General features: G+C 73.0%; 21 protein-coding genes and 1 tRNA gene. 8 read left to right on the top strand and 14 right to left on the bottom strand.

Translation table 11 applies throughout. The features are described from left to right. The first annotated feature begins 80 nt into the window (after window positions 1-80). From ACFY0O_RS03700 to ACFY0O_RS03680, 5 genes are all read left to right on the top strand, one after another. Entirely contained in the window at window positions 81-848 is a 768-nt protein-coding gene (locus tag ACFY0O_RS03700) for a response regulator transcription factor (protein WP_358891584.1), read from the top strand. Beyond that, window positions 848-2,419, top strand: coding sequence for a sensor histidine kinase (locus tag ACFY0O_RS03695; RefSeq protein ID WP_388942407.1), 1,572 nt, complete (start codon window positions 848-850; stop codon window positions 2,417-2,419). The genes ACFY0O_RS03700 and ACFY0O_RS03695 overlap by 1 nt, the downstream gene beginning before the upstream one ends. Window positions 2,420-2,444: 25 nt before the next feature. After that, the gene (locus ACFY0O_RS03690; protein WP_388942405.1) at window positions 2,445-3,719 is read left to right on the top strand and encodes a glycosyltransferase; all 1,275 of its coding nucleotides are present in this window, start codon (window positions 2,445-2,447) and stop codon (window positions 3,717-3,719) included. Continuing rightward, on the top strand, window positions 3,716-5,842 hold the full coding sequence (locus ACFY0O_RS03685) for an ArnT family glycosyltransferase (protein ID WP_388942402.1): 2,127 nt from the start codon (window positions 3,716-3,718) through the stop codon (window positions 5,840-5,842). The genes ACFY0O_RS03690 and ACFY0O_RS03685 overlap by 4 nt, the downstream gene beginning before the upstream one ends. Window positions 5,843-5,932: 90 nt before the next feature. Beyond that, window positions 5,933-6,577, top strand: a complete 645-nt coding sequence (locus tag ACFY0O_RS03680; protein ID WP_388942399.1) for a TetR/AcrR family transcriptional regulator — start codon at window positions 5,933-5,935, stop codon at window positions 6,575-6,577. Between the two features lie 37 nt (window positions 6,578-6,614). Here the strand turns inward: ACFY0O_RS03680 and ACFY0O_RS03675 are convergent, their stop codons facing one another. Next, window positions 6,615-8,276, bottom strand: coding sequence for an MDR family MFS transporter (locus ACFY0O_RS03675; RefSeq protein ID WP_388942397.1), 1,662 nt, complete (start codon window positions 8,274-8,276; stop codon window positions 6,615-6,617). Window positions 8,277-8,289: 13 nt separating this feature from the next. Further along, a complete protein-coding gene (locus ACFY0O_RS03670; protein ID WP_388942394.1) occupies window positions 8,290-8,721 on the bottom strand; it encodes a MarR family winged helix-turn-helix transcriptional regulator in 432 nt (143 codons plus the stop codon). Between the two features lie 117 nt (window positions 8,722-8,838). Here ACFY0O_RS03670 and ACFY0O_RS03665 point away from each other — a divergent pair, with 117 nt between their 5' ends. Beyond that, entirely contained in the window at window positions 8,839-9,072 is a 234-nt protein-coding gene (locus tag ACFY0O_RS03665; RefSeq protein ID WP_388942391.1) for a hypothetical protein, read from the top strand. Window positions 9,073-9,099: 27 nt separating this feature from the next. On the opposite strand, the gene ACFY0O_RS03660 is transcribed toward ACFY0O_RS03665, so the two are convergent. The 10 genes from ACFY0O_RS03660 to ACFY0O_RS03615 form a co-directional block, all read right to left on the bottom strand. Further along, entirely contained in the window at window positions 9,100-9,423 is a 324-nt protein-coding gene (locus ACFY0O_RS03660) for a hypothetical protein (protein WP_388942388.1), read from the bottom strand. A gap of 644 nt (window positions 9,424-10,067) precedes the next feature. Further along, a complete protein-coding gene (locus tag ACFY0O_RS03655; protein ID WP_344160631.1) occupies window positions 10,068-10,907 on the bottom strand; it encodes an RNA polymerase sigma factor SigF in 840 nt (279 codons plus the stop codon). A 232-nt stretch (window positions 10,908-11,139) separates the two neighbouring features. After that, a complete protein-coding gene (locus tag ACFY0O_RS03650; protein ID WP_388942385.1) occupies window positions 11,140-12,042 on the bottom strand; it encodes a SigB/SigF/SigG family RNA polymerase sigma factor in 903 nt (300 codons plus the stop codon). 228 nt (window positions 12,043-12,270) lie between these two features. After that, window positions 12,271-12,432: a hypothetical protein gene (locus ACFY0O_RS03645; protein ID WP_167747595.1), complete on the bottom strand. Its 162-nt coding sequence runs from the start codon at window positions 12,430-12,432 to the stop codon at window positions 12,271-12,273. Between the two features lie 387 nt (window positions 12,433-12,819). Beyond that, complete coding sequence (locus tag ACFY0O_RS03640) at window positions 12,820-13,110, bottom strand: hypothetical protein (protein ID WP_388942382.1); 291 nt, start codon at window positions 13,108-13,110, stop codon at window positions 12,820-12,822. An 89-nt stretch (window positions 13,111-13,199) separates the two neighbouring features. Further along, a tRNA-Ser gene (locus ACFY0O_RS03635) sits at window positions 13,200-13,284 on the bottom strand. Between the two features lie 81 nt (window positions 13,285-13,365). Then, window positions 13,366-13,794: a tRNA adenosine(34) deaminase TadA gene (gene tadA / locus ACFY0O_RS03630; RefSeq protein WP_388943417.1), complete on the bottom strand. Its 429-nt coding sequence runs from the start codon at window positions 13,792-13,794 to the stop codon at window positions 13,366-13,368. Window positions 13,795-13,856: 62 nt separating this feature from the next. Continuing rightward, a complete protein-coding gene (locus tag ACFY0O_RS03625) occupies window positions 13,857-14,408 on the bottom strand; it encodes a hypothetical protein (RefSeq protein WP_388942379.1) in 552 nt (183 codons plus the stop codon). Between the two features lie 216 nt (window positions 14,409-14,624). After that, window positions 14,625-14,828: a hypothetical protein gene (locus tag ACFY0O_RS03620; RefSeq protein WP_045949278.1), complete on the bottom strand. Its 204-nt coding sequence runs from the start codon at window positions 14,826-14,828 to the stop codon at window positions 14,625-14,627. Window positions 14,829-15,005: 177 nt separating this feature from the next. Then, window positions 15,006-15,974, bottom strand: a complete 969-nt coding sequence (locus ACFY0O_RS03615; RefSeq protein ID WP_358891596.1) for a universal stress protein — start codon at window positions 15,972-15,974, stop codon at window positions 15,006-15,008. Between the two features lie 191 nt (window positions 15,975-16,165). Here ACFY0O_RS03615 and upp point away from each other — a divergent pair, with 191 nt between their 5' ends. Then, window positions 16,166-16,801, top strand: a complete 636-nt coding sequence (gene upp, locus ACFY0O_RS03610) for a uracil phosphoribosyltransferase (RefSeq protein WP_079428820.1) — start codon at window positions 16,166-16,168, stop codon at window positions 16,799-16,801. Window positions 16,802-16,834: 33 nt separating this feature from the next. Here the strand turns inward: upp and ACFY0O_RS03605 are convergent, their stop codons facing one another. Both ACFY0O_RS03605 and ACFY0O_RS03600 read right to left on the bottom strand, forming a co-directional pair. Beyond that, a complete protein-coding gene (locus tag ACFY0O_RS03605; protein ID WP_388942376.1) occupies window positions 16,835-17,500 on the bottom strand; it encodes a LytR C-terminal domain-containing protein in 666 nt (221 codons plus the stop codon). A 125-nt stretch (window positions 17,501-17,625) separates the two neighbouring features. Continuing rightward, window positions 17,626-17,922, bottom strand: a complete 297-nt coding sequence (locus ACFY0O_RS03600) for a type II toxin-antitoxin system VapB family antitoxin (protein WP_008740979.1) — start codon at window positions 17,920-17,922, stop codon at window positions 17,626-17,628. A gap of 88 nt (window positions 17,923-18,010) precedes the next feature. On the opposite strand from ACFY0O_RS03600, the gene ACFY0O_RS03595 reads away from it, so the two are divergent. Then, the gene (locus ACFY0O_RS03595) at window positions 18,011-19,630 is read left to right on the top strand and encodes a helicase HerA-like domain-containing protein (RefSeq protein ID WP_388942373.1); all 1,620 of its coding nucleotides are present in this window, start codon (window positions 18,011-18,013) and stop codon (window positions 19,628-19,630) included. Window positions 19,631-19,689: the final 59 nt, after the last annotated feature.

Raw genomic sequence — 19,689 nt, 5'->3', positions numbered from 1 at the left:
CGGTCCGCCGGAGGCCCTTTCTCAGGAGATTCACAGGTTGGGGCAAGAGCGCTCTCAGAGGCGCGGCGCAGCGTGGGGGCATGACAGCGACGACCACCTCCCACGCGTCCGCGTCCACCACCAGCCCGACGGCGCTCCTGCGCCCCGACGGCGGCCCCTGCCGCGTCCTCGTCGTCGACGACGAGGCCTCGCTCTCCGAGCTGCTGTCCATGGCCCTGCGCTACGAGGGCTGCGAGGTCCGCAGCGCCGGTGACGGAGCGGGCGCCGTCCGTGCGGCGCGGGAGTTCCGGCCCGACGTGGTGGTCCTCGACATCATGCTCCCCGACATGGACGGCCTGGCCGTGCTCGGCCTGCTCCGCCGGGAGATCCCGCAGGTACCCGTGCTCTTCCTGACCGCCAAGGACTCCGTCGAGGACCGCATCGCGGGCCTGACGGCCGGCGGCGACGACTACGTGACCAAGCCGTTCAGCCTGGAGGAGGTCGTGGCCCGGCTGCGCGGCCTGGTCCGCCGCTCCGGCGCCGCGCAGGCCGCCCGCGGCGGCTCGGTCCTCTCCGTCGGCGACCTGAGCCTCGACGAGGACAGCCACGAGGTGGTCCGCGGCGGCCAGGAGGTCCATCTGACCGCCACCGAGTTCGAGCTGCTGCGCTACCTGATGCGCAACCCGCGCCGGGTCCTGAGCAAGGCGCAGATCCTGGACCGGGTGTGGTCCTACGACTTCGGCGGCCAGGCCAACGTGGTGGAGCTCTACATCTCCTACCTGCGGCGCAAGCTGGAGGGCGGCACCGGACTGCCCCCGATGATCCACACCCGGCGCGGCGCCGGCTACCTGATCAAGCCGGCCGAGTAGTGGCGCTCCGCCTCTCGCGGGCGCGCCGCCGGCGGCGGTGGTCCCTGCGGACCCGGCTGGTGGTGTCCGCGGTGGTGCTGATCGCCGTGGTGGGCGCGGCCATCGGGACCGTCACCACCCTCACCATGCGCTCCCGGCTGATGTGGGAGCTGGACAAGCAGCTGAACAACTCCGTGCAGATGGCCGTCCGGGGGCCGGGCGCCGGCAAGGCGGCCCGTGAGGGCAGCCTCGGCTTCGTCTTCGCCCCCGGCTCCCCCATGGGGGCCGCCGGTATCCGGCTGGACGTGAACCGGAAGGCGATCGGCGGGGCGCGGATCGCTCCCGTGGAAGGCCCGGGACTCGACCACCGGGAGGTCCTCACCCAGGCGCAGACGGCGGCACTGGAGCGGGTGGCACGAACGGCCGGCCCGGCCGGGTCCGGCACGGTGGACGTGGACCTGCCGGGTCTCGGCGCCTACCGGGCGATGGCCGCGCCCGACGGAGTGCTGGTCCTGGCCTTCCCCCTCCAGGGCGTCGACTCCACCGTGAACACCCTGATCGCCGTGGAGGTCTGCGTCACCCTGGCCGGTCTGATCGCCGCCTCCCTCGCCGGACAGGCACTGGTCGCGGTCGCCCTGCGCCCGCTGCGCCGGGTCGCCGCCACCGCCACCCGCGTCTCCGAACTGCCCCTGCACAGCGGTGAACCCGCCCTGCACGAACGGGTCCCCGACGCCGAGGCCGATCCGCGCACGGAGGTCGGCCAGGTCGGCGCGGCCCTCAACCGGATGCTGGGCCACGTGTCCTCGGCCCTGACGGCCCGCCAGCAGAGCGAGACCCAGGTCCGCCAGTTCGTGGCCGACGCCTCCCACGAGCTGCGCACCCCGCTCGCCTCCATCCGCGGCTACGCCGAACTCACCCGCCGGGGCAGGGAGGAACCCGGCCCCGACACCCGGCACGCGCTGGCCCGCATCGAGTCCGAGGCCACCCGGATGACCGGGCTGGTCGAGGACCTGCTGCTGCTGGCCCGGCTGGACGCGGGCCGCCCCCTGTCCCGCGAGGACACCGACCTGGCCCCGCTCGTCGTCGACGCCGTCAGCGACGCGCGGGCCGCCGGACCCGGACACCACTGGCGCCTGGCCCTGCCCGAGGAACCCGCGCCCGTCCTGGCCGACCCGGCCCGGATCCAGCAGGTCCTGGTCAACCTCCTCGCCAACGCCCGCACCCACACCCCGCCCGGCACGACCGTCACGGCCCGTGTGGAACTGGGGGCACCCCCAGCGGTAGCTGGGGGAGAAACATCCGTCGTCCGGCTGCAGATCGAGGACGACGGGCCCGGCATCCCCGCCGAGCTGATGCCGCACGTCTTCGAGCGCTTCGCCCGCGGCGACGCCTCGCGCTCCCGTGCGGCGGGATCCACCGGGCTCGGCCTGGCCATCGTCCAGGCCGTGGTCACGGCCCACGACGGACAGGTGGGCGTACGCAGCGAGCCCGGCCGCACCTGCTTCGAGGTGCTGCTCCCCCTCGCGGCGGACCCCGGCCCCCGCACACCGGTGGACTCACAGAGGGACCACAGGGTCAGCACACCGAGGTGACAGGGCGCCCGGGGAGGGTCGGAACATGCCAACCGACACCTCCTCCGGCGCCCTCCCGGCCCGGGCGCCCCTCGCGCCCGCGCCCGGCGAGCCCGTACTCGACGTGGTGATCCCGGTCTACAACGAGGAGAAGGACCTCGGCCCCTGTGTGCGCGGGCTGCACGCCCACCTCACCCGGACCTTCCCGTACCCGTTCCGCATCACCATCGCCGACAACGCCAGCACCGACCGCACACCCGCGTGCGCGGCCGAACTCGCCGTCGCCGTCCCCGGCGTACGCAGCGTCCGGCTGGAGGAGAAGGGCCGCGGCCACGCCCTGCGCACCGTGTGGAGCCGCTCGGAGGCGCCCGTCCTCGCCTATATGGACGTGGACCTCTCCACCGACCTGAACGCGCTGCTGCCCCTGGTGGCCCCGCTGATCTCCGGCCATTCCGACCTGGCCATCGGTACCCGGCTCGCCCGTTCCTCACGGGTGGTGCGCGGGGCGAAGCGGGAGTTCGTCTCCCGCGCCTACAACCTGCTGCTGCGCTCCTCCCTCGCCGCCCGGTTCAGCGACGCCCAGTGCGGGTTCAAGGCCATCCGCCGGGAGGTGGCCGAGCGGCTGCTGCCGCTCGTCGAGGACACCGGCTGGTTCTTCGACACCGAGATGCTGGTCCTCGCCGAACGGGCCGGGCTGCGCATCCACGAGGTGCCCGTCGACTGGGTGGACGACCCCGACTCCACGGTCCACATCGTCAGGACCGCCACCGAGGACCTGAAGGGCGTCTGGCGGGTCGGCCGGGCGCTGGCCCTGGGGGAGCTCCCCCTGGACCGGCTCGCCCGCCCCTTCGGCGACGACCCGCGCGACCGCACCGCCCTGCCCGGAGTGCCGCGCGGACTGGCCCGCCAGCTGCTCGGCTTCTGCGCCGTCGGCGTGCTGTCCACCCTCGGCTACCTCGCCCTGTACTCCCTCTTCCGGCTCGGCGCCGGACCCCAGGCCGCCAATGCCGCCGCCCTGCTGGTCTCCGCCGTGGCCAACACCGCCGCCAACCGCAGGCTCACCTTCGGCGTCCGGGGCCGCGACCGGGCCCTGCGCCACCAGGCCCAGGGCCTGGTCGTGTTCGCCATCGGCCTGGCCCTGACCAGCGGCTCCCTCGCCGCCCTCGGCGCGGGCACCGACGATCCCGCCCCCAGCACCGAACTGGCCGTGCTGGTCACCGCCAACCTCGCCGCCACCGTGCTGCGCTTCCTGCTCTTCCGCGCCTGGGTCTTCCCCGAGCGCCGCACCACTCCCGTTCCCGTGAAGGACGACCACCGATGACCACGGCCCACCCGCCCTTCGGCGCCCCCTTCCCCGAGCGGGCCCGCTGGGAACGCCCCGCGTACGCGGGGCTGCTGCTGGCCACCGCCGTGCTGCTGCTCTGGAACCTGGGCGCGTCCGGCTACGCCAACTCCTTCTACTCCGCCGCCGTACAGGCGGGCTCCGAGAGCTGGAAGGCGTTCTTCTTCGGCTCCTCCGACGCCGGGAACTCCATCACCGTCGACAAGCCCCCGGCCGCCCTGTGGCCGATGATGCTGTCCGTCCGGGCGTTCGGACTCGGCTCCTGGCAGATCCTCGTCCCGCAGGCCCTGATGGGCGTCGCGACCACGGCCGTCCTGTACGCCGCCGTGCGCCGCCAGTTCGGCCCGGCGGCCGCGCTGCTGAGCGGCGCCGCCTTCGCGCTCACGCCCGTCGCCGCCCTGATGTTCCGCTTCAACAACCCCGACGCGCTGCTGACGCTGCTGCTGACCGTGACGGTGTGCTGCGTGCTGCGCGCCCTGGACGGGGCGCGGACCGGGTGGCTGGTCGCGGCCGGGGCCGCGGTCGGCCTGGGCTTCCTGACCAAGACCCTCCAGGCCTTCGTCATCCTGCCGCCGCTGGCCCTGCTCTACGCCGTCTGCGCGCCGACCCGGCTGGGCCGCAGGCTCGGGCAGCTGCTGCTCGCCGGGGCCGCGATGGTGGTGACCGGCGGCTGGTGGGTGGCCGTCGTGGAGCTGTGGCCCGCCTCCTCGCGCCCGTACATCGGCGGCTCGCAGCACAACTCCTTCCTGGAACTGACCTTCGGCTACAACGGGCTGGGCCGGCTGAACGGCAAGGAGACCGGCAGCGTGGGCGGCGGGCCGAACCTGCGCGGCGGCGGCTGGGGGGAGACCGGTGTGGACCGGCTGTTCTCCGGCACCGTCGGCGGCCAGATCTCCTGGCTGCTGCCCGCGGCGCTGGTGCTGCTGGTCGCGGGACTGGTGGTGACCTGGCGGGCCGGCCGGGCCGCCGACTGCCTCCAGAGCATGGCCCGGGCCGCCTTCCTCGCCTGGGGCGGATGCCTGCTGATCACCGCCGTGGTGTTCAGCTGGATGCAGGGGATCTTCCACGAGTACTACACCGTCGCGCTGGCCCCGTTCGTGGCCGCGCTGGTGGGCATGGGCGTGGCCGTGCTGTGGGAGGAGCGGGGCGGCGGGGCCGCAGCGCTCACCCTGTCCGGGACCCTGGCCGTGACGGCCGTCTGGTCCTTCGTGCTGCTCGGCCGCTCCTCCGGCTATCTGCCGTGGCTGCGCTGGACGGTACTGGCCGCCGGGCTGCTCGCCGCCGCCGTGCTGCCGTTCGCCGCCCGGCGGGGACGCGGGGTACTGCTCGGCGCGGCCGCGCTGGGGCTGGGCGCGGCCCTGGCGGGCCCGTTCGCGTACTGCCTGACCACCATCTCGGCCGGGCACACCGGCTCGATCGTGACGGCCGGTCCCGCGGTGGCCGGCGGGCGGGGCGGTCCCGGCGGGATGCGATTCGGGCCGGGCGGGGAGGGGTTCCGGGGCGGCATGCCGGGTCTGCCCGGGGGCGGTCCCGGGGGCGGTCCCGGGGGCGGGGCAGCCCAAGGAGCGCCGCGGGGAGGCCCGCAAGGGGGTCCGCAGGGTGGCCAGGGAGGCGCCGGTGCACCGCAGGGTTTCCCGCAGGGCGCCTGGCCGGGCCCCGGCCAGGCGGGGGGCGTGGCGGGCCGGCCCGGGGTCGGCCGGGGCGCGCGCGGCGGGGCGGGCGGGCTCCTCGACGGGCCCCGGGTCTCCGCCGGGGCCAAGGCCGCGCTGCGCGCCGACGCCGGCCGCTACACCTGGGCGGCGGCCGCCATCGGCTCGCAGAACGCCGCCGGTTACCAGCTGGCCTCCGGTCGGCCGGTGATGCCGATCGGCGGCTTCAACGGCAGCGACCCGTCCCCGACGTTGGAGCGGTTCAAGGCGTACGTGAAGGCCGGGAAGATCCACTGGTTCATCGCCCAGGGCGGCCGGCCGGGCGGTCAGGGAGGCCCGGGCGGGCCGGCCGGTACGGCCGTCGAGAGCTGGGTGAAGGCCACGTTCAAGGAGGTCACCGTCGACGGAGCCACCTTCTACGACCTGACGGCCCCTTCGCCCGGCACGGCCTGAACCCGCCCCCATCCACGCGGCACCCCCTAGCATCAAGAGGGCGGACCGGGCATTCCGGGCTGATCCCCTTGTGGCGAGGAGGGCACCTCGATGGTGACCGAGGCCGATCCGGGCGGGTCCAGGACCAGTGTGTGGCTGGCCGTGCGGCCCGCCGCCCCCGTCAGGCGCCGGACCGACGCCCCCTCGGGGCTGGACCGGGACCGGATCACCGCCGCCACCGTGCGGCTCCTGGACGCGGAAGGGCTCGGCCGCTTCTCCATGCGGAGGCTGGCGGCCGAGCTGGGCGTCACCGCGATGTCCCTGTACTGGTACGTGGACACCAAGCACGATCTGCTCGAACTGGCCCTGGACAGCGCCCTGGGGCGGCTGCGCCTCCCGGCCGGCCCGCCCCCGGAGGAGCCCTGGCCGAGCCGGCTGAGGGCCCTGGCCCGCGGTTACCGCCGGCTGCTGGCGGAGCACCCGTGGGTGGCTCCGCTCAGTGCGGTCTATCCCAACATCGGCCCGCACGCCCGGGCCTTCGACGCGGCCCTGCACCGGCTGCTGGAGGCGGCGGGCCTGGCGGAGGCCGGCCGGACCGGCGCCCACCTCGCCGTCTCGCAGTTCCTGAACGGCTGCGCCCTGCACGGCTGCGGGGGCACGGTCCGGCGGGCGCCCGAGGCGGACTTCGCCCTGGCCCTCGACGTCCTCATCGCGGGCATCGAGGCCAAGGCGGCCGTCGCCCGGACCCAGGCCTGACCGGGTTCGGGCGGCGCCGGGTCCGGGCGGGGCCCGGTCAGGCCTGGGACGAGGCCTTGTCCGCGGCCGTGCCGGAGGCGGACCGCGCCGGGAGGCCGGTGGTGCCCTCGGCGCTCGGGGCGTGGGCGGCCGGCTTCGACTTCAGCGCGACCTCCTTGATGAAGACGACCAGCACCAGTCCGAGGAGCGCGCTCGGCGCGGCGTAGAGGAAGACGTCGCCGACGCCGTGCCCGTACGCGGACTCCATGACCTGCCGGAGCGGGGCGGGCAGCTTGTCGAGGTCGGGGATCCCGCCCCCGCCGGTGCCGCCGTGGCTCAGCGCCGCCGCCTTCGGGCCGAGTGCGGCCAGCCCGTCCTTGACGTAGTGGGTGACCCGGTTGGCCATGACCGCGCCCAGCGCCGAGACGCCCATGGCGCCGCCGAGGGAGCGGAAGAAGGTGACGACGGAGCTGGCCGCGCCGAGGTCCTGGGGGGCGACCTGGTTCTGGGTGGCGAGGACCAGGTTCTGCATCATCATGCCGAGGCCGAGGCCGGTCAGCGCCATGAACAGGGCGATGCGCCAGTACGGGGTGTCGTAGCGCAGGGTGCCCAGGAGCCCGAGGCCGGCGGTCAGCAGCACGCCGCCGGAGACCAGGAAGGCCTTCCACTTGCCGGTCTTGGTGATGATCTGGCCGGAGACCGTGGAGGAGACGAAGAGGCCGCCGATCATCGGGATGGTCAGGATGCCCGACATGGTGGGGGACTCGCCGCGGGCCAGCTGGAAGTACTGGCTGAAGAAGACCGTGCCGGAGAACATGGCGATGCCGACGAAGAGGGACGCGGCGGAGGCCAGGCTGATGGTCTTGTTGCGGAAGAGGCGCAGCGGGATGATCGGGTCGCTCGCGCGGGACTCCACGAGGAGGAACAGCAGGCCGAGCAGGATGGCGCCGCCGGTCATCGCCAGGGTGGTCCAGGAGATCCAGTCGTACGAGTCGCCGGCCTGGGTGACCCAGATCAGCAGCAGCGAGACGGCGCCGCTGATGAGGAAGGCGCCGAGCCAGTCGACCTTCACGTCCCGGCGGACCACCGGGAGGTGCAGGGTGCGCTGGAGCACGATCAGGGCGATCACCGCGAAGGGCACGCCGACGTAGAAGCACCAGCGCCAGCCGAGCCACGAGGTGTCGGTGATGACGCCGCCGAGCAGCGGGCCGCCGACGGTGGCGACGGCGAAGACCGCGCCGAGGTAGCCGCTGTAGCGCCCGCGCTCGCGCGGGGAGATCATCGCGGCCATGACGATCTGGGCGAGGGCGGAGAGGCCGCCGACGCCGATGCCCTGGACGACGCGGCAGGCGATGAGCATGCCGGTGTTCTGGGACAGACCCGCGACCACGGAGCCGAGGACGTAGATCACCAGGGATATCTGGACGAGCAGCTTCTTGCTGAAGAGGTCGGACAGCTTGCCCCACAGCGGGGTCGCGGCCGTCATCGACAGCAGGGCGGCGGTGACGACCCAGGTGTAGGAGGACTGGGTGCCGCCGAGGTCGCTGATGATCTGGGGCAGCGCGTTGGAGACGATCGTGGAGGAGAGGATCGCCACGAACATGCCGAGCATGAGCCCGGACAGCGCCTTCATGATCTGGGAGTGCGTCATGGGCGCGCCGTCGGACGTGGTCTCCGACTGGCCGCCTCCCCGCACACCGGAGGGTGTGGTCGTAGCCATGTGTTTCCTTTGCCTAGAAGCTCGATCGGAGTCGGACCAGCAGGGTGTTGAGTGCGTCGATGTCCTCGGCCGACCAGTCGGCCAGGGCCTTCTCCAGCGCGTCCGTGTAGCGGGCGCCGAGCTCGGTGAGCACGGCGCGCCCCTCGTCGGTCAGGCGCAGGATCCGGCAGCGGCCGTCACCGGGGTCGGTCTCCCGGTCGATCCAGCCGCGCTGCGCCACGTGGGCGACGTGCCGGCTGCTGACGGAGATGTCGACGGCCATGTACTCGGTGAGCCGGCTGAGCCGCATCTCGCCGTGCCGGTCGAGCACGGTGAGGACGGCGGCGGCGCCGGGCGGGCAGTGCGGGGGCAGGCTCCGGGCCAGGTCGCGTTTGACCGCGCCGATACCGGTGAGCTGGCGGGCCAGCTCCTCGTACCGGGTGTTCTGCGCCGTGTGCGTGGTCACCGGACCGCCCCCCCATCTCGTTGCTTGGGGCAACCATAGAAGAGTATGGTTGCTACAGGCAAATGAATTCGGGGGGTGGGGCGGTAAAGGAATCGGAAAACCCGCTAGGGTCCAGCCATGTCCGAACAGCACAACTCACCTGGCGCCGAGGGCTCCTACGACCCCGCCGGCAGCACGCAGATGTTCCGCGCGTTCGTGGCGGAGGGCGAGGACCAGGCGGCCCGTACCCCGACCGTGCCGGGCTCGCGCCGCCGGCCCAAGGAGTCGGGCGCCCTGTCCGGGGGCCGGATCGCCCTCGTCCTCGCGCTGGTGCTCACGCTGGGGGCGGCGCTGTGGGTGGTGCTCCACTGAGGCCGGGGCCGGGGTGCCGGGGCCGGTTCAGCTCCAGGTCGCGGTGACCCCGCGGGTCTCCACGTGCATGCCGAGGGGCACCCGCCAGGCGTCCACGCACACCGTGTAGGTCTGCGCCCTGGAGGTGCGGCCCGCGAGGGGGGTGGGCAGGGGCTGGGTCGTGGTGACCGTGGCCCAGTCGATGCCGAGGGCGCCGATGACGTGCGTCGCGAAGGTGACGGTGCCGGAACGGGCCGCGGTGGTGCCGGTGTTGGTGAAGGTCACCGTGACGCGTTCGCACCAGCGGTCGGACGCCGCCGCGCGGGCCGGGGGGCTCAGCGTGAGGGAGGCCGGGGTGGCGGGCGGGGGCACGGTACCGCCGCCTGAGCCGCCTGAGCCGCCTGAGCCGCCGGACGTCCCTGAGCCGCCTGAGGCTCCTGTGCCGCCTGAGCCGCCCGATGTCCCTGTGCCGCCGGACGTCCCTGCGCCGCCTGAGCCGCCGGATGTCCCTGTGCCGCCGGGCCCGCCTGAGCCGCCCGGGGGGCCTCCCGTGTCGCCCTGCCCCGGTGTCGGGGTGCCCGCGCCCCCGGTGCCGGGGGTGGTCTCGGGGGTGCCCGGGGCCGGCGGGGTGCCGGGGTCGGGGGCGGAGCCGCCCTGGGCGGTGGCCGTCGCTCCGGCTCCGGCGGAGCCCCCGCCGGGCCCGGACCCCGGCGCGCCGGGCGTCGTAGAGGCGGAAGCGCTCGCCGAGGGGGGTGTGCCGACCGGCTGGTACTCCACGCGCCCGCGTGGCGGTACGTTCTGTCCCGCGCCCCGTTCGGGCCCGGGGGCCGCGGCCCCCACGGCGGCGTAGCCGTCGCGGGCCGGGCCGCCGCATCCGGTGAGGGCGGCGGCGGCCGTGCAGCACAGGGCCAGGGCCAGGGCGAGGGCGCGCGGCGCACGGGATCCCGTTGGCATCGCGCCAGTGTTCCTGACGCGATGTCAAATGTGAACCCCGCGCACCCGGGTGGGGCGGTGGGCTACTCGCCGATCAGACCGGTGCGCAGCTGCGCCAGCGTCCGGGTCAGCAGCCGGGAGACGTGCATCTGGGAGATGCCGACCTCCTCGCCGATCTGCGACTGCGTCATGTTCGCGAAGAACCGCAGCATGATGATCTGCCGCTCCCTGGGCGGGAGTTTGGCCAGCAGCGGCTTGAGAGACTCGCGGTACTCGACGCCCTCCAGCGCGGTGTCCTCGTACCCGAGCCGGTCGGCGAGCGAGCCCTCGCCGCCCTCGTCCTCCGGGGAGGGGGAGTCGAGCGAGGAGGCGGTGTAGGCGTTGCCGACGGCGAGCCCGTCGACGACCTCCTCCTCGGTGACGCCGAGGACGGCCGCCAGCTCCGGCACGGTCGGGGACCGGTCCAGGCGCTGGGCCAGCTCGTCGCTGGCCTTGGTCAGCGCCAGGCGCAGTTCCTGGAGCCGGCGCGGGACGCGGACGGACCAGGAAGTGTCCCTAAAGAATCGTTTGATCTCGCCCACGACGGTCGGCATCGCGAACGTCGGGAACTCCACCCCGCGTTCGCAGTCGAACCGGTCGATCGCCTTGATCAGGCCGATCGTGCCGACCTGGACGATGTCCTCCATCGGCTCGTTGCGGCTGCGGAAGCGGGCCGCCGCGTAGCGCACCAGCGGCAGGTTCAGCTCGATCAGGGTGTCGCGTACGTACGCCCGTTCGGGGCTGTCCGGGTCCAGGGTGGCGAGTCGCTGGAAGAGGGAGCGGGAGAGGGTGCGGGTGTCGATGGCTTCCGAGCGGTCGGCCACTGCCGGCAGCTCACGCTCGACGAGCGTGAGTACCTTGGAGCTGCCCTGGTCTACGGACATGCCACCCCCTTGAGGTCGCGGACGGTCGCGTATCGGCGCGTCCCGTCGGAGGAACGCAGCCTCCACCTGAATACCGGAGGCGGGGCTGCGGCAAACGCGGTTCCAGCAGAATGTCACATGTCGGCAACACGCTGTAGCGCCATGTCGACAAGTATCTCCAGCGACAGACGCTCGACCGAGCGGAATGAGCCGGTTCTGTAGGGAATCACGGGCCGGGCTCCACCCGAGGGGGTTAAGCCTCGATCCTGTTTGCGGATCTCAGACGGGCGAAGCTGCGGGCGAGCAGCCGTGAGACGTGCATCTGGGAGACCCCGAGCTCGGCGCTGATCTGCGACTGCGTCAGGTTGTTGTAGTAGCGCAGCAGCAGGATCCGCTGCTCCCGCTCGGGCAGTTGTACGAGCAGGTGGCGGACGAGGTCGCGGTGTTCCACGCCGGCCAGCTCGGGGTCCTCGTAGCCGAGCCGGTCGAGCAGCCCGGGCATCCCGTCGCCCTCCTGGGCGGCCTCCAGGGAGGTCGCGTGGTAGCTGCGGCCCGCCTCGATGCAGGAGAGCACCTCGTCCTCGCTGATGCGCAGCCGCTCGGCGATCTCGGGGGTGGTGGGGGTGCGGCCGTGGAGGGTGGTGAGGTCCTCGGTGGCGGCGTTGACCTGCACCCACAGCTCGTGGAGGCGGCGCGGGACGTGCACGGTGCGGACGTTGTCGCGGAAGTATCGTTTGATCTCGCCCACGACGGTCGGCATGGCGAAGGTGGGGAACTGGACCCCGCGCTCGGGGTCGAAGCGGTCGATCGCGTTGATCAGGCCGATGGTGCCGACCTGGACCACGTCCTCCATCGGCTCGTTGCGGCTGCGGAAGCGGGCGGCCGCGTAGCGCACGAGCGGGAGGTTGGCCTCGATCAGGGCCCCGCGGACCCGGTTGTGCTCGCTGGTGCCCGGCTCCAGGCCCTTCAGCTGGCCGAAAAGCACCTGTGTCAGGGCCCGGGTGTCGGCCCCCCGGCCCTGGGGTCGCGGCGGGGCCGCGACGGGCTCCCGGGGCTCGGCGGGCTCGGCGGGAAGCTCGTGCGGCTGCTCCTGGCGGAGCTCTTCCTGGCGGGGCTCTTGCTGGGGAGGCACCTGAGGCGCAGTACTGGCCGGCACGGTCACGCCACCCCTTCGGTCAACTCATCCGTCGAATCCGTCAAAAGCGGTCATAGCATCACAAGAGATGTGCACTGTGTGCAAGCACCGTATATAGCCGTGTTGAGGGCAAGTTGGTCATTTAGGGGTATTCTTTTTACCGCCGGGAAGGCGAAAAGTGAACGCGAAAGGCCCCCCACCCGCGAAGTGAGGGGCCTGGATGTCCGGAAATCGCTTCAGCGTACGGGCTCAGGTCACCAGTTCGGTGATGAACTCGCCGATGCCGGAGGCGGCATCCGATATGCCCTGGAAGCCTATTCCGACCATCTCCGCCGCCCGCTTGGGCTGGGTGATGATCACGAAGAGGACGAACACCGTGAGGGCGCCCGTGATGAGCTTCTTGGTGTCCATGTGCGGTGTCGGCCTCCCCAACCGGTACTGCGAAGTCGGGTGAGTCTAACCGGTCAGGTTTGGACACTCACCTGTCCTTTAAGGACCAATGACCCTGCCGTACGGGCCTTTTGCCGCTGGGTGTCCGGTCGCGGGAGGAGCAGGATGGAACACGAGCCCACCGGTTCTGGCAGGAAACCGGTGGGTGAGGGACAGGGCCTCACTGCGGGGTCCGAGCCGCGGGCTTCCCCCCTGACCGCGGCTCGGACTGGCGGGTTCCGTCCTCGCCGGGGGAAGTGACGTGTCCCCCCGATGTCACTTCCCCCGTCCACGTGGAAGGCCCCGGCTCTGGTCGGGGCCTTCTTCGTGTGCGCGGAAGCGGAGTGGGAACAGCGCGGGAGCGGTGTCCTACTGGACGGCGCCCAGCAGGTCGACCAGGGGTGCGACGGGGGCGATGGCGGGCTGGAGCTGGTCGGGCAGCGTCATCAGCTGGTTGAGCTGGTTGGCCCCTTCGCTGACCTTCGCCCCGATCTCCTGGACCGAGCCCGGCGTGGCGCCCTCCGGCATGCCCGGGGCGGCCGTCGGCAGGTCCGGGAGGGTGAGCGGGGCGGCAGGCGCGGCGGAGGCGGCGGGTGCGGCGAGGCCCGCGGCGGCCCCCGCGAGGGCGAAGGCGGCGAGGATGCGCTGGGTCTTGGTCATGCCGTGTCCAACGGCCGAGCCGGCGCCCGGTCACGGCGGGCACGCACGAGAGCCCCGGTTCGTACGAACCGGGGCTCTCGTTTCCAGAGCGGTGGTGGAGGGATTTGAACCCCCGATGGGTTGCCCCATACTCGCTTTCGAGGCGAGCTCCTTCGGCCACTCGGACACACCACCGAGAGAGATCCTAGCCGATGGTGGGGAGTGGTTTGCAAATCCGGGTCAGGTGGCCCTCCTCACCCCTCGCCCCGGCCAGGCTCAGCGCTCCCGGAAGAACTCGGTCAGCTGCCGCGCGCACTCCGCCTCCAGTACCCCGCGGATCACCTCCGGCCGGTGGTTGAGCCGGCGGTCCCGTACGAGGTCCCACAGCGACCCCGCCGCGCCCGCCTTCTCGTCCCCCGCCCCGTAGACCACCCGGGCCACCCGGGACTGGACGAGGGCGCCCGCGCACATGACGCACGGCTCCAGGGTGACCACCAGGGTGCACCCCGTCAGCCGCCACTCCCCGAGCCGGGCGGCCGCCCGGCGCAGCGCCAGCACCTCGGCGTGCGCCGTGGGATCTCCGGCGGCCTCCCGTTCGTTGTGCCCGGTGGCGAGGACGGCCCCGTCCGGCCCGAGGACCACGGCCCCGACCGGCACGTCGCCGGCCGGCACCGCGAGGGCCGCCTCGTCCAGCGCGAGACGCATGGAGTCCCGCCAGGGGTCCCGTACCGGATCGGGGGCGTACGGGACGTCGTGCGCGGTGATCACTAGCGGACGGCCTCCAGGACCTCGGTGGCCCCGAGCGAGTCGGCGATCTCCGAGAGGGCGTCCGACTCGAGGGACATCAGCTCCTTGTTGCCTACCCCGAGGTCCTCCAGCAGCCGGGGATCGCCGAGCGGACCGGCCGGCACCGGCTCGGAGCCGGCGCCGGCCACCCCGCGGTCCTCGTCGTCGTCCTCGTCCGCGAACGCCGAGACCGGTTCGTCCTCGCCGTCCTCGGTTCCGTCCAGGTCCAGGTCGTCGAGGTCGTCGACCTCCTCCTCGTCGCCCAGCAGCTCCTTGGTCAGCATCGACCCGTAGGAGCTCCGGTTCGCCATGGAGGCGTTCGACACGTAGTACCGGGGGTCCTCCTCCCCGTCCACGCGGACGACGCCGAACCAGGCGTCCTCCTGCTCGATGAGGGCGACCACCGTGTCGTCGTCGACAGCGGCGGACCGTGCGAGATCGATCAGATCACTGAGGGACTCGACGTCGTCGAGTTCCAGGTCGCTCGCTTCCCACCCGTCTTCGGTGCGCGCGAGCAGTGCGGCGAAATACACCGTGACTCTCCCACTGGTCATAGGCGTGCCGGTTGGAGGTCCCCCCGGCCGGAGGTTGGGGTGTGAACGGTCCTGACACAAGCTGTTCGCACCCCGCCCAATCGGCATCGTGGCAGAAACAGCGGCTTTGCGAGAGGTCTTCCGCGCGGCGGCCGTGTCGCGGCGCCGGGCGGAGGGCCGGTCAGGGGCCGGTCGCTGCCGTGGGCATCGTGCCCATCACCAGCGGAACGTACGCATCCGCATCTGCTGGCGCATCCGGGCCGCACGGGCACGCCGCGGCTGCACCCGGTCGCGCAGCGCCCGGGCCTCCATCAGGTCGCGCAGGAACTGCGCACGGCGCGCCCTGCGCTGGGCCGCCGTCTCCGGCGGGTCGTCCGCCTCGCTCCCCTTGCCGTCGTTCACGGGCTGCGTCTTGGGCATCGGCACCACCCCAGGCTGGTCCGGTCGTCCTCCTCCGCCGGCGCGAAGCAGACCCCCCGCTCCCACCTTCCCCCCGTCGGCGCGTTTGATGCCACCCCCTCCCGGATCGGCCCAGGTCAGGGCAGGGGGCGGCTGAAGGGTCAGCTCACACCGCGTGGCCGGATCCGGGCGCTGCCCTCAGGCCGCCCCGTCGTCGTGCAGCGCGGGGACGACGGCCACCGGGCCGTGCGCGTGCTGCAGGACGGCGTGCGCCACCGACCCCATCAGCAGGGACCGACGCCGCGGATGGTGGCGGCCGACCACCACCAGCGCGGCCGACCGGGACGCCTCCACCAGCCGCCCCGCCGCGTCCCCGGGCACGGCGGCCTGCTCGACCGGCACGTCCGGGTGGCGGGCCCGCAGCGGGGCCAGCCGCTCCGTCTGGGCCCGCAGCATCTCCCGTTCGGCCGGCACCCCGTCCGCGCCGTCGGCGAGGGCCTCGGGCGGGATCACCGCGAACGGGCTGTCGATCACCATCATCGGACCGGGCGGCAGGGCGTACGCGGAGACCACCTGGACGGTGGTCCCCCGGGCGGCGGCTTCCGCGAACGCGAAGGCCAGTACGTCCTCGGGGGTCTCGGCGGCGTGCAGCCCCAGCACCACCCGCCCGGCCGAAGCCCCGTCGGCGTCCCGCGCCGCGCGCCCCTCGTGCGGGACGACCACCACCGGGCAGGACGCGGTGGTGGCCACCGCCCGGCTGCTGGAGCCGAGCAGCAGCGCCGCGAACCCGCCCCGCCCCCGGGAGCCCATGACCAGCATCAGCGGCGCCTGCTCTGCGCTGACGGCCCGCAGCGCCTCGGGCACGGAGCCCTCCAGGGCCTCGTAGCGGACCTCCGCCGGGAGCTCCGGGCCGGACTCCAGCAGGGCGCGGACCCGGTCGCCGACGGGGTCGGCGTACTCCTCGGGCTCGTTCGGGTCGTGCAGGGCCGAGCGGCGGCCCGCGTACAGCTGGGAGAGCTCGGGCAGGACGTGGGCCACCACCAGGCCGGTGCCGTGGCGCAGGGCGGCCAGCCGGGCCCATTCCAGGGCCCGCAGGCTGTGGTCCGATCCGTCGACGGCGGCGATCACCGGTCCGCCGCCGCCCTGGCTCCCCTGGCCGTCACTCATCCGTCCAGGGTGCCGGGCGGGGCGGCGGAGCGCATCCGCAAGGCCCGCGGGGCGCGCGCGGGACGCGCCGCGCCCCTTCCACCGCGTAGCCTTTTGGCAGCAGGTCGCGCACAGGCGGCCGTTTTTCGCAGGTAGCAGGGTCGCAGGTCGCAGATCGCAGGTCGAAGCCCGGCTGAGTCTTGGAGGATGTTGTGCGTTTGCAGGTCGTCGATCACCCCTTGGTGGCGCACAAACTGACCGCACTGCGCGACAAGCGCACCGACTCCCCCACGTTCCGGCGGCTCGCCGACGAGCTGGTGACGCTCCTCGCGTACGAGGCCACCCGCGACGTGCGCACCGAGCAGTCCGACATCGAGACCCCGGTCGGCCCGACCACCGGCGTCAAGCTGGCGCGTCCGCGCCCGCTGGTCGTGCCCATCCTGCGCGCCGGCCTCGGCATGCTGGACGGCATGGTCCGGCTGCTGCCGACCGCCGAGGTGGGCTTCCTGGGCATGGTCCGCAACGAGGAGACCCTGGAGGCCTCCACGTACGCGACGCGCATGCCCGAGGACCTCTCCGGGCGCCAGGTCTACGTCGTCGACCCGATGCTGGCCACCGGCGGCACGCTGGTCGCCGCGATCCAGGAGCTCATCAAGCGCGGTGCCGACGACGTGACCGCCGTGGTGCTGCTGGCCGCGCCCGAGGGCGTCGAGGTCATGGAGCGCGAGCTCGCGGGCACGCCGGTGACGGTCGTGACGGCCGCCGTGGACGAGCGGCTCAACGAGCACGGCTACATCGTGCCGGGCCTGGGCGACGCGGGCGACCGCATGTACGGCTCCGCCGAGTAGCGGCAACGCAGGCGGCGGTTCAGCGCCGCCGGTTCAGCACTTCTTCGCGGAGGGCGCGGGCGCGGGGTTGGCCAGGACGGCCAGCGCCTTGTCCGCGTCCTCCTTCTTGTTCAGCTCCTTGAAGGCGTCGCCCAGGATCAGGTCGATGTCCGCGCCCTCGCGGGTGTCGGTCTGCTGGGTGACCCCGGTGAGCTGGGTGCCGAGGACGGAGTAGGCCGCCTTGTCGGTGCGCGGGGAGCCGAGCAGTATCCCGGGCCCGGGGACCTTCTTGTCGAAGTCGGCGGGGGCGTTGCCGACGTGGCCGATGGTGAAGCCGCGCTTCTTCAGTTCGTCGCCGACGGCCTTGGCCAGGCCCGCGCGCGGTGTGGCGTTGTAGACGTTGACGGTGATCTGGCCGGGCTGCGGCAGGACGACCGCGGGGGCGGCGGACGCGGCGGGGCCGGGGTTCGCGGCCGCGGCGGGGGCGGCGGAGGGGGCATTGGTCGGGCAGTCCTGGGCGGCGGCGCTGTGCTTGCCGCCGTCGCCCCGGAACACGTCGATGAGCTGCAGTGCCCCGTAGCCGAGCAGCGCCAGCGCGAGGACGGATCCGAGCAGGGTGAACACGAGCTTCCGGCGTCGCCGCGGCCGGCTCATGCGGGGGTAGGCGGTCCCCGTGACGCGGTACTTTCCGCCCATGCCGGGGGGAGTGAGCATGCTCATGGGCGCAGCGTAGTGCCGTACCGGAACGATGCCTACTAAATGATCTGTTGATCGGGTAAGGCAGACCCGAAAGGCGCAACGGCGCGCGGTGGGCCCCCGGCGGGCGGCCCGTCGGTGCGGCCGGGTCAGTCCATTTCGAGGACGCGCGCGTGCAGCACCTGGCGCTGCTGGAGGGCCGCGCGCACGGCGCGGTGCAGCCCGTCCTCCAGGTAGAGGTCGCCCTGCCACTTCACGACGTGCGCGAAGAGGTCGCCGTAGAAGGTGGAGTCCTCGGCGAGCAGCGTCTCCAGGTCCAGCTGGCCCTTGGTCGTCACGAGCTGGTCCAGCCGGACCGGGCGCGGGGCGACGTCCGCCCACTGCCGGGTGGTTTCCCTGCCGTGGTCGGGGTACGGCCGTCCGCTACCGATGCGCTTGAAGATCACACGGAAAGCCTACCGGGCCGGTGCCTCCGGGCGCAGCCTCGCTCCAGTGGTGCAAAAGTGGCACACAGGGCTATTCCGGGAGTGACGCATGAGCCAGAGCATCGATCCGCCCGAGCCGGCCGCCACCGCGGGGGGACAAACGGACCCGGACGGTCCGGCCGCCGCCATCGCCGCCGGGTACGCCTTCACCGGGCCCGCGCTGGAGCTGGGGGCCTTGCTCTGGGACGGGGTCTGCGACCCGGCGCGGCAGATCCGCGTCCCGCTGTCGATGCTCAACCGGCACGGGCTCGTCGCGGGCGCCACCGGCACCGGCAAGACCAAGACCCTCCAGCTGATCGCCGAGCAGCTCTCCGCCAACGGCGTGCCGGTCTTCCTCGCCGACGTCAAAGGGGACGTCTCGGGGATCTCCGCCCCCGGCGCGCCGGGCGGCAGGACGCAGGAACGGGCGCGGGAGGTCGGCCAGAGCTGGGAGGCCACCGGCTGCCCCGCCGAGTTCTACTCCCTCGGCGGGATCGGCCCCGGGATCCCGCTCCGGGCGAGCGTGACCGCGTTCGGGCCGGTGCTGCTGTCGAAGGTGCTCCAGCTGAACCAGACGCAGGAGCAGTCGCTCGGCCTGATCTTCCACTACGCCGACTCCAAGGGCCTGGAGCTGATCGACCTCAAGGACCTGCGGGCGGTCGTCGCCTTCCTCGTCTCCGACCAGGGAAAAGCCGAGCTGAAGGGGATCGGCGGGCTCTCCACCGTCACCGCCGGGGTGATCCTGCGGGCGCTCACCGCATTCGAGCAGCAGGGCGCCTCCGAATTCTTCGGCGAACCGGAATTCGACACCAGTGAATTCCTGCGAACGGCCCCGGACGGGCGCGGGCTGATTTCCGTACTGGAACTCCCGGCCGTACAGGACAAACCGCAGCTTTTCTCGACATTTCTGATGTGGCTGCTCGCGGACCTCTACGCCGACCTCCCGGAAGTCGGCGATCTGGAGCGGCCCAAACTGGTCTTCTTCTTCGACGAGGCGCACCTCCTGTTCAACGGGGCTTCGAAGGCCTTCCTGGAATCCATTACCCAGACCGTGCGCCTCATCCGCTCCAAGGGCATCGGCGTCTTCTTCGTCACCCAGACCCCCAAGGACGTCCCCGCCGACGTCCTGGCCCAGCTCGGCAACCGCGTCCAGCACGCCCTGCGCGCCTTCACCCCCGACGACGCCAAGGCCCTCAAGGCCACCGTGCGGACCTTCCCGAACTCCCCGTACGACCTGGAGGAGTTGCTGACCGGGCTCGGCACCGGCGAGGCCGTCGTCACGGTGCTCAGCGAGAACGGCGCCCCCACCCCCGTCGCCGCCACCCGGCTGCGCGCCCCGCAGTCGCTGATGGGCCCGATCGACCCGGCGGCCCTCGACGCCGCCGTCAAGGCCTCGCCGCTGTACTCCCGTTACGCGGAGCCCGTCGACCGGGAGTCGGCGTACGAGAAGATCACCGCCGAACAGGCGGCCGCGGAGGCCCAGGCGGAGGCCGCCGCCGCGGCGGACGAGGCCGACAAGCAGGCCAGGGCCGCGGAGCGGGCCACGCGCAGCGCCCCGAAGCCGGAGCCCTCGCTGGCCCAACAGGTCGTCGGCAGCGGCCTGTTCCGCTCACTGGCCCGCTCGGTCGGCACGCAGCTGGGGCGCGAGATCTCCCGCTCCCTCTTCGGTACGGCACGCCGGCGGCGTTGAGCTCCAGGAGGAATCGAGCGAACCGGTTGCCCGCGTTACGGCAGCCGCTGACAGACTCG

This window comes from Streptomyces sp. NPDC001594 (assembly GCF_042893675.1).
Lineage (GTDB): Bacteria > Actinomycetota > Actinomycetes > Streptomycetales > Streptomycetaceae > Streptomyces.
This window is presented reverse-complemented; position numbering and strand designations above follow the sequence as displayed.

Excerpts from the sequence above, each read along its gene's own strand:
- ACFY0O_RS03685 (WP_388942402.1), top strand. The coding sequence starts at position 3,716 with ATGACCACGGCCCACCCGCCCTTCGGCGCCCCCTTCCCCGAGCGGGCC.
- ACFY0O_RS03620 (WP_045949278.1), bottom strand. The coding sequence starts at position 14,828 with ATGCCCAAGACGCAGCCCGTGAACGACGGCAAGGGGAGCGAGGCGGAC.
- ACFY0O_RS03640 (WP_388942382.1), bottom strand. The coding sequence starts at position 13,110 with ATGACCAAGACCCAGCGCATCCTCGCCGCCTTCGCCCTCGCGGGGGCC.
- ACFY0O_RS03700 (WP_358891584.1), top strand. The coding sequence starts at position 81 with ATGACAGCGACGACCACCTCCCACGCGTCCGCGTCCACCACCAGCCCG.
- ACFY0O_RS03595 (WP_388942373.1), top strand. The coding sequence starts at position 18,011 with ATGAGCCAGAGCATCGATCCGCCCGAGCCGGCCGCCACCGCGGGGGGA.
- ACFY0O_RS03615 (WP_358891596.1), bottom strand. The coding sequence starts at position 15,974 with ATGAGTGACGGCCAGGGGAGCCAGGGCGGCGGCGGACCGGTGATCGCC.
- tadA (WP_388943417.1), bottom strand. The coding sequence starts at position 13,794 with ATGCGTCTCGCGCTGGACGAGGCGGCCCTCGCGGTGCCGGCCGGCGAC.
- ACFY0O_RS03655 (WP_344160631.1), bottom strand. The coding sequence starts at position 10,907 with ATGTCCGTAGACCAGGGCAGCTCCAAGGTACTCACGCTCGTCGAGCGT.
- ACFY0O_RS03680 (WP_388942399.1), top strand. The coding sequence starts at position 5,933 with ATGGTGACCGAGGCCGATCCGGGCGGGTCCAGGACCAGTGTGTGGCTG.
- ACFY0O_RS03665 (WP_388942391.1), top strand. The coding sequence starts at position 8,839 with ATGTCCGAACAGCACAACTCACCTGGCGCCGAGGGCTCCTACGACCCC.
- ACFY0O_RS03675 (WP_388942397.1), bottom strand. The coding sequence starts at position 8,276 with ATGGCTACGACCACACCCTCCGGTGTGCGGGGAGGCGGCCAGTCGGAG.
- ACFY0O_RS03605 (WP_388942376.1), bottom strand. The coding sequence starts at position 17,500 with ATGAGCATGCTCACTCCCCCCGGCATGGGCGGAAAGTACCGCGTCACG.
- ACFY0O_RS03690 (WP_388942405.1), top strand. The coding sequence starts at position 2,445 with ATGCCAACCGACACCTCCTCCGGCGCCCTCCCGGCCCGGGCGCCCCTC.
- ACFY0O_RS03645 (WP_167747595.1), bottom strand. The coding sequence starts at position 12,432 with ATGGACACCAAGAAGCTCATCACGGGCGCCCTCACGGTGTTCGTCCTC.